The 7,528-nt window shown below is 65.1% G+C and carries 10 protein-coding genes; 8 read left to right on the top strand and 2 right to left on the bottom strand.

Annotation, left to right across the window (positions count from 1 at the left end; all coding sequences use genetic code 11):
- The 7 genes from CKO27_RS11625 to CKO27_RS11595 form a co-directional block, all read left to right on the top strand.
- Window positions 1–352, top strand: a 352-nt coding sequence (locus CKO27_RS11625) for an SPOR domain-containing protein (protein WP_207280747.1), incomplete at its 5' end; no start/stop codon positions are given.
- Between the two features lie 301 nt (window positions 353–653).
- Window positions 654–986: a hypothetical protein gene (locus CKO27_RS11620; protein ID WP_200375057.1), complete on the top strand. Its 333-nt coding sequence runs from the start codon at window positions 654–656 to the stop codon at window positions 984–986.
- A gap of 130 nt (window positions 987–1,116) precedes the next feature.
- A complete protein-coding gene (locus CKO27_RS11615; protein ID WP_338115999.1) occupies window positions 1,117–1,875 on the top strand; it encodes a DUF4198 domain-containing protein in 759 nt (252 codons plus the stop codon).
- A 30-nt stretch (window positions 1,876–1,905) separates the two neighbouring features.
- On the top strand, window positions 1,906–2,526 hold the full coding sequence (cbiM, locus tag CKO27_RS11610) for a cobalt transporter CbiM (protein ID WP_200375055.1): 621 nt from the start codon (window positions 1,906–1,908) through the stop codon (window positions 2,524–2,526).
- A complete protein-coding gene (locus tag CKO27_RS11605; RefSeq protein WP_200375054.1) occupies window positions 2,519–3,205 on the top strand; it encodes a hypothetical protein in 687 nt (228 codons plus the stop codon). The genes cbiM and CKO27_RS11605 overlap by 8 nt, the downstream gene beginning before the upstream one ends.
- Complete coding sequence (gene cbiQ, locus CKO27_RS11600) at window positions 3,202–3,960, top strand: cobalt ECF transporter T component CbiQ (RefSeq protein ID WP_200375053.1); 759 nt, start codon at window positions 3,202–3,204, stop codon at window positions 3,958–3,960. Before CKO27_RS11605 ends, cbiQ begins: the two co-directional genes overlap by 4 nt.
- A 6-nt stretch (window positions 3,961–3,966) precedes the next feature.
- Window positions 3,967–4,740 carry an energy-coupling factor ABC transporter ATP-binding protein gene (locus CKO27_RS11595; RefSeq protein ID WP_200375052.1) on the top strand — a complete coding sequence of 258 codons (774 nt, stop codon included), beginning with the start codon at window positions 3,967–3,969 and terminating at the stop codon, window positions 4,738–4,740.
- A gap of 24 nt (window positions 4,741–4,764) precedes the next feature.
- Here CKO27_RS11595 and CKO27_RS11590 read toward each other — a convergent pair whose 3' ends face one another.
- Both CKO27_RS11590 and CKO27_RS11585 read right to left on the bottom strand, forming a co-directional pair.
- The gene (locus CKO27_RS11590) at window positions 4,765–5,256 is read right to left on the bottom strand and encodes a hypothetical protein (protein ID WP_200375051.1); all 492 of its coding nucleotides are present in this window, start codon (window positions 5,254–5,256) and stop codon (window positions 4,765–4,767) included.
- A gap of 60 nt (window positions 5,257–5,316) precedes the next feature.
- Entirely contained in the window at window positions 5,317–7,002 is a 1,686-nt protein-coding gene (locus CKO27_RS11585) for an ATP-binding protein (RefSeq protein ID WP_200375050.1), read from the bottom strand.
- A gap of 266 nt (window positions 7,003–7,268) precedes the next feature.
- Here CKO27_RS11585 and CKO27_RS11580 point away from each other — a divergent pair, with 266 nt between their 5' ends.
- The gene (locus CKO27_RS11580; RefSeq protein ID WP_200375049.1) at window positions 7,269–7,445 is read left to right on the top strand and encodes a hypothetical protein; all 177 of its coding nucleotides are present in this window, start codon (window positions 7,269–7,271) and stop codon (window positions 7,443–7,445) included.
- Window positions 7,446–7,528 lie beyond the last annotated feature (83 nt).

Genomic DNA, 7,528 nt, shown 5'->3' with positions numbered 1-7,528 from the left:
CTCACCGCCGACGGACCCGGATCAGTCGGCGGGGACAGTCGAATCCGACCCTGCGGGCGAGCCCGTCGTGATTGGTGACGCACCATTCGCGGTGCAACTGATGGGCTTCTATACGCTGGAGTCACTCCAGACATTCGCCGCCCGCCACGCCCTGTCGGACGAGTATTTCTATCGACGGGAGACCTACCAGGAACGCCCCTGGTTCGTCCTGATCCACAGTCTGCACGACACCCGACAGGCCGCCGAGGCGCGCGTGGCCAAGTTGTCCCCCGAACTCGCCAAGCTGAAAATCTGGATCCGCCAACTGGATTCCAGCAAGCCGGTCCTCAAGGTCCGCCCAGACTCGGACTGAGCGCTTCCCACCGCATTCGCCCGAGCCGGGAATGGGCTCCATGCCCGGCGGATACCGCTTCCTCAAGCCATGTGAATCCGCCCCTTCGTGCTCGCCACTCCTTCGGCCAACTCGCCTCGTTCCTTGCGACGGCGCCCCCTGGGTTGACGGAAAAATCCGACGATTTCCCCTCGATACCTGAATTGATGTGGACGGGATCGCGTTTCGCGCTATAGCTGAGAGCTACAATAAGCGCCCAAAGGAATAGCAACGGACACCTTCCGATGGTGCCCAGCCGAACACATCACCTATCCGGATCGCCATGGCCAAGCCGTTTCCAAACACCACGATTCAGTTCGATAGTGACTTGGACGCCATCCTCAATCGCGTTTATGGATCCAAGACCGGCTCCGAACTCGAGCGCGGACCCGCGACCATCCCCCCGTCGTTCGGTCACCATGAGCAAGGCTCGCAGGAATTGAAGCAGGCCCTAGCCGAGCTGCGCGACCGACGCGAAAAGTCCCAAAGTACCCTGCGTCTGAAGGAAGAGGTCGACTATCTGCAAGGGCAGATCAAGATACTTAGGGAGATGGGGGATCGGATCGAGCGATTGCGGCGGCAACTCGAGGCCGAGCCCGGCGACGGCCCGCAATAATCGCCGAATTCGCCCGTCACGGATGTCTCGATGGGGTTGACAGGCGCGAGTGTGAAAAACAAGAATTAGATCACACTCACTGATCGCTCCAGGTATCCCGCCCGTGAGACAGGACTCGCACCTTCGCTCGGTGTCCCAGACACTGGGTTTTCTGTCGTTCCTCGTCTGCCTGCAGGCACAAGCCCACTTCCAGGAACTCATCCCCTCCACCGACATCGTGACCAGCGAGGACGAGAGCCGGATCGAGCTGGAGATGACCTTCACGCATCCGATGGAGGGCGGCCCCGCGATGCCCATGGACCAGCCGGCAGGCTTCGGCGTCCTGAGCCCGTCCGGACGCGAGGATCTCCTGTCCAGTCTGCGTCCACGGACCCGCGATGGCCAGTCGGCCTATGGCGCCGAGTACCGGATCAAGCAGCCGGGCGACCATGTCTTTCACCTCGAACCCGCGCCCTATTGGGAACCGGCCGAAGGCGTCATGATCATCCACCACACCAAGGTCGTCGTCGATGGCTTCGGCGCCGGGGAAGGCTGGGACGCGGAGGTCGGTTTTCCGGTCGAGATCACGCCCCTGGTCAGGCCCTACGGGCTCTGGACCGGCAACCTCTTTCGAGGGATCGTCAAACAGGGAGGCACGCCCGTCCCCTTCGCCGAGGTGGAGATCGAGTGGCGCAACGACGGCTCCCTGAAGCCACCCGCCGATGCCTTCATCACCCAGGTGGTTAAGGCGGATTCCAATGGCGTCTTCGGCTATGTCATGCCGAAGGCCGGTTGGTGGGGATTCGCCGCGCTTCTTAAGGGCGATCGGCCCATGAAGAACCCAGCCGGCGAGGATGTTCCGGTGGAGGCCGGCGCTCTGATGTGGGTGCGTGTCACGGACATGAAATAGCCCTGACGCCATTACCCGGATCACCTCATCTTGGCCCATATCCCAGACGGCGTCCTCTCGGCCCCGGTACTCGTGACCGGGGCCCTGGTTTCGGTCGGCCTGCTGACGGTGGCCCTGCGGCGTCTCGACTACGAGCGCCTGCCGCCGGCCGCCGTGCTCTCCGCCGCCTTTTTCGTCTCCTCGCTCATCAGCGTCCCCATGGGTCCGAGTAGTGTCCATTTGCTACTCAACGGACTCATGGGTCTGCTCCTCGGCTGGACGGCCATACCGGCGATTCTGGTCGCGCTGATCCTTCAGGCCGCCTTCTTCGGCTTCGGGGGACTCCTGGTGCTCGGCGTCAATACGATGAACCTGGCCCTGCCCGCGCTTTTCTGCGCGCTGGTCCTGGCGCCTTGGCTCCAACGCTGTCCGCCCGCGCGAATCCCCTGGATCGGCTTCGCCGCCGGCGCTCTCGGGGTGCTGTTCACCGGCCTCCTGGTCGCCTTGAGCCTGGGGTTGAGCGGCGAAGCCTTTGTGCCCGCCGCGAAGGTCATGGTCTTGATCTATCCGCCGCTGGCGCTGGTGGAAGGACTGATCACGGCCACCACCATCGGCTTCCTCTGGCGCGTCGCCCCGGAGATGCTGACCCGCGAGGATAACCCCCGTGTCTGATCCCAAGCCTGTCACGCGAGCGGCCAGGCGGCTCCTGCTGCTCGTCACGCTCATGACGGCCATGCCCGCGCTTGCCCACAAGCTCAAGGTTTTCGCCTTCGCGGAGGGCGAACGGATCCAGGGGTCCGCCTATTTCGCGGGCGGAGCCAAGGCGACCGGTGCCTCGATCCTGATCCAGGATGCCGACGGCCACCCGCTGGCCAGCCTGTCACCCGATGGCGATGGCCGTTTCAGTTATCGGGCGCTCGCCTCGATCGAACACGTCGTCATCGCCAGAAGCGACGACGGCCATCGGGCGGAATGGCGGATCGCGGCGGCCGATCTGGCGGGCGCCTTCCCGGTGGTCGACAGGCCAGCGGAGGCGTCTCCGCCGACGTCTGGAACGCCGGATTCCAGCGTCAGGGCGACCAGCGAATCAGCCGATCAACGCGGGTCGGAGGACAAACCGACCCGGAGCCTCCAGTCCGGCGACCGCGCGCTCGATCCGGCGCTGGTGCTCTTCATCGAAGAAGCCGTCGCCCGCCAGGTACGCCCATTGCGCGAGCAACTGGTGGCGATAGACGACCGAATCCGCTTCCAGGATGTTCTCGGGGGGATCGGTTACATCCTGGGGCTGACCGGGCTGGCGCTCTGGTGGCGCTGTCGGAGGACGGGTCGGAGGACGGACAGGCCCCGATGACCCAGCCGCCCCTGCCATCGCCCCAGGCCCGGGGATGGATCGGCCGACGCGATCCCAGACTGCGCCTCCTCGCGGCCCTGCTGTTCGCGCTGGTCACCGTCAGTCTGGAGCGCCCGGCGATCGCCGCGCTCGCCCTTGGACTGGCGCTGGCGCTGGCGTTCGCAGCCGGATTGAAGCCTCGGGATCTGGCGCGTCGGCTGCTCGCCCTGGAGGGCTTCATGCTCATCCTGATGCTCAGCCTGCCCTTCACCACGCCTGGCCCGCCGCTGTTCAGCCTGGGTCCGGTCACCGCCAGCGGCGTCGGTATCATCCTGGCCCTGATGATCCTGCTCAAGGCCAACGCGGTCGTGCTGGTTCTCCTGGCCCTGCCCGGCACGCTCGAGCCCGTGGTCCTGGGCCATGCCCTGGCCCGGATCGGCGTTCCGGAGAAACTGGCGCATCTGCTGCTGATGACGGTGCGGCAGATTCATCTGCTCCACCAGGAGTTCCTGCGTCTGCGCCAGGCGATGCGGGCGCGCGCCTTCGTCCCGCGCGCCAATCCGCACACCTGGCGCACCTATGGCTGGTTGATGGGCATGCTACTGGTCAGGAGCCTGGCGCGCGGCGAGCGCCTCATGGGGGCCATGCGCTGCCGTTGTTTCCACGGTCGGCTCTATCTGCTGGATACGACCCGCTGGAATCGCGGCGACACCCTGGCCAGCCTCGGGCTGATCCCGCTACTCCTTAGCCTGCCACTGCTGGATCGCCTGGGTTGACAAGGGATGAATGAACCACTGCTCGAACTGCGTCGGATTCGTTTCGGCTATCCCGAACGTCTGGTTCTGCGCGACCTGGAATTCAGCCTGCGGCCAGGCGAACGGGTGGCCCTGACCGGCCCCAACGGCGCGGGCAAGACGACCCTCCTCCATCTGCTGGTCGGCCTCAAGCCAGCCGGCGCGGGCCAGGTCATCGCCTTTGGACGCGCCTGCGCGAGCGAGGCGGATTTCCACGCGGTCCGAGCGCGGGTCGGACTCCTGTTCCAGGACTCCGACGACCAGTTGTTCTGCCCGACCGTGCTGGAGGACGTCGCCTTCGGCCCCTTGAACCTGGGACGCACCACCGACCAGGCGCGCGCCGACGCCCTGGAAACGCTCGACCTGCTGGGCCTTTCGGCCTTCGCCGAGCGGGTCACCCACCGGCTGTCGGCCGGCGAGAAGCGATTGGTCGCACTCGCGACCGTGCTGGCGATGCATCCCGAGGTCCTGCTGCTCGACGAGCCGACCAACGGACTCGACGAGGCGACCGAACGGCGTCTGGTCGAACATCTAGCCGGGCTCGATCAGGCCATGATCATGGTCTCGCACGACCGCCGTTTCCTGGAACGGCTGGCGACCCGCGCCGTCCGCCTGGCCGATGGCACCCTGGTGGACGCGACGCTGCACAGCCATGGGCACGCGCATTACCACGCGCACATCCATGTGCACGCACCCGGTGAACCCGCCGATCACGCCCACGAGGACGCGCACCTCATCGAGGATCATCACGCGCGGGAATAGGCTGGCGGGCGGGCCTTGGTCTCGTTAACGGTTGGTGTCGAACCGAAAGGGCGCGGCCAGGAGGCCGTCCGGGGTATGGATCAGAACCCGCGCCTCCCAGGTCATGCGCTCGCGCACGCAGACGGGAAGCATCCCCTGGCCCGCGTACCGTCCCTTTTGGACGGCCGCCAGGCTCACCCGATTGAATCCCATGTACATATCGACCCCGGCGAAATCGACCTCGACGGCGGCCACGTCCAGCCCCGCCGTCTCCACGCCGAGTCGAAGCGGCGCTGACGTGGGAAGATCCCTGGGCTCGATGGCGAACCGAACCCATCGACCGCCGCCGAAAACCGCCTCGCAGGGCGAGGCTCGCAGGTCGCAGCGCGAATTCAACGCGGCCAGCTCGGTCAAGGGTGGGTACAGCAACGGCCAGGTCTTGTAGACGACAGTCGCGATCAACCCCAGGGTCACCAGCCCAAGGACAAGCCAGAGACCCGCGAGCGGGCTCTTACCCGATTCCGATGATGGATGCATTGGCTATGGCGGAAGGTTTCGCGTTTCCGGTTCTCGAATCTCGGCCAGCGACCAGTCTCGCTAACGCACCTGCCGCCACCAGCGATTGATGATATCGGCGACATCCAGGTCGTCGGGGCCTTCGCGCCAGCTCTTCGACAGGGGGGCATCGTGGCTTGCCGGAGGCGGGTCCGGTTGATAGACCTGGATCCGCGCGGGCAGCATGGAGGCGTCCCCGACCGCCAGTACCTCGCCCCGTCTGAGCGAGGCCAGCATGTCGGCCAGGTTCTTGGCGCCTTCCGGGAGGAGCCGCCGCACGTATTCCTGGTCATCGGCGTTCGAGATCCGCAGACAGAGATAGTTTCCGCACTGGGAGAGCACGGTCTCGGATAGCTCGGTGGGTCGCTGGCTCACGATGCAGAGCGTGACGCCGTACTTGCGCCCTTCCTTAGCGATGCGCTCCATGGAGCGTCGCGTGCCGACAAAACGGGTATCGGACTCGCGCGGGATGTACTGATGCGCCTCCTCGCACACCAGCAGCAGGGGGAACTCGTGGCGGCGCGGATTCCAGTAGTTGAACTCGTAGGCCAGACGGCCGATTTGCGCCGAGACGATCGGGCGCAGATCGACCGGAACCGGGCTCAGATCGATCACGGTCACCTGGCGCTTGGGATTGCCCAATCCGACAAAATCACGCAGCAGTCCCTCCAGACTCGCCGAGCTGGTGTGCTTGCGCGGACGCATGAAGAAGTCGTAGCGCCCGTCGTTGTAGAGCGATTGGAAGCGGACCAGGAAGTCGTCGAAGGCGCCGAACAGCGGTCCCTTGACCTTGCCGAATTCCAGCTTTTCCTCGTTGGCCTTCTTGAACTTCTGATACAGCTCCTCGATGGGGAAATAGACCGGAGAGTCCACGGACAGCCGATCGAGCCCGGCATGCTGATTCGACTGTTTGCGCAGGCTGTAAAGCGCCTCGCGCAGATAGGCGATCTGGACCGTGGCATTGGCGTCGGTGCGATCGATGAAGAGATCCACCAGCTCCGAGTAAGTCAGCAGCCAGTAGGGGATCTCCAGTTCGCGCGCATCGATGTAACGCGCCGTGTTGGGCGGAAAGATGCCGCCCATGGTGCCGTCGGCCTGCTTCCAGCCATACTCGCCGTGCAGGTCGAGCAGGATCATGTGCGAGCGCGGCATGGTGGTGACCACCCGCTGCAGGAGACTGGACAGGGTCCAGGACTTGCCCGCGCCGGTCTGTCCGAGGATGGCCAGATGCCGACCGAACAGGGCCGAGGGATCCAGCGTCGCCTTGAGCGCGGGTCGCACCGACAGGCGGCCCAACTCCAGCGCCCCCGCGGTCTTGCGCGACAGGAGCGCCGACAACCGGGGGGTGGGAATCAGGTGCACGGCGGCGCCGACCACCGGATAGCGGCTGACGCCGGGTTCCAACCGACCATCCGGGTTGATCTCGCCGAGCGCGGTCAGTTCGAGCCGCCGTTCGCGCGCGACGCCCTGGCGATCGCCGAACGCGGACTCGTCCCGGCCGCCGCGCGACATGACGACCTCCTCGACGCTGCGCGCGACCTCCGCGAGGATGTGGCCCGCGCGATCCCTGACCTCCACCAGACTGCCCAATTGACCGATCGGCAGCACCTCCTCGTTGAGGGTCTTGGACGCGGGAAAGCCCTCCTCCGTCGGAAACAGGGTGGCGATCAGACGCCCCCCCTGGATATCGACGAGGCGGCCGATCAGGCTGGATTCTGGCGTGGACATTGAGAGCGGATCTCCATGTGGCGACGGACGAGGACTTCCAGCGAGCGATTATCCTGGAAAATCCACCCGGCAAGCTGGATCGATATCACAGACAGACACGATTTCGCCTGTCATCCCCCTGTTGGCCAGCGTCGGATGGCGAGAGGTTCCCGGCCAGGATCCGAAAGCGAATCGTCCACGGGATCCAGCTTAATAGCGCTTGTAAAATTAGAAAATGCTTATATAATGATTTTATATTCAATATCACATCCCAATGGAGAAGTAACATGGGAGCTTTAGGAATTCTTGCGGCGGTTGTCGTCCTCGTGGGTGGCGTGCAGACCACCATGGTCATGTCCGAGAATGACCGCCTGGCGGCCGAGGCGGCGCGCAAGCCGGTCGTCGAGGTCCAGGCCATTCAGCCGGATACCGGCAACAACGCCCACGATCCGTCGGCGCGCTGAGACCCCGGCGCGTCCCTGACCGAGCGTCTCCAGGCCCCTGGCGCGGAGGCGCGCCCTTCATCGAAATCTCCCGGTTGAAACCA

The organism is Thiocystis violacea, assembly GCF_016583575.1.
Lineage (GTDB): Bacteria > Pseudomonadota > Gammaproteobacteria > Chromatiales > Chromatiaceae > Thiocystis > Thiocystis violacea.
This window is presented reverse-complemented; position numbering and strand designations above follow the sequence as displayed.

Excerpts from the sequence above, each read along its gene's own strand:
- CKO27_RS11620 (WP_200375057.1), top strand. The coding sequence starts at position 654 with ATGGCCAAGCCGTTTCCAAACACCACGATTCAGTTCGATAGTGACTTG.
- cbiQ (WP_200375053.1), top strand. The coding sequence starts at position 3,202 with ATGACCCAGCCGCCCCTGCCATCGCCCCAGGCCCGGGGATGGATCGGC.
- CKO27_RS11595 (WP_200375052.1), top strand. The coding sequence starts at position 3,967 with ATGAATGAACCACTGCTCGAACTGCGTCGGATTCGTTTCGGCTATCCC.
- CKO27_RS11590 (WP_200375051.1), bottom strand. The coding sequence starts at position 5,256 with ATGCATCCATCATCGGAATCGGGTAAGAGCCCGCTCGCGGGTCTCTGG.
- CKO27_RS11585 (WP_200375050.1), bottom strand. The coding sequence starts at position 7,002 with ATGTCCACGCCAGAATCCAGCCTGATCGGCCGCCTCGTCGATATCCAG.
- CKO27_RS11580 (WP_200375049.1), top strand. The coding sequence starts at position 7,269 with ATGGGAGCTTTAGGAATTCTTGCGGCGGTTGTCGTCCTCGTGGGTGGC.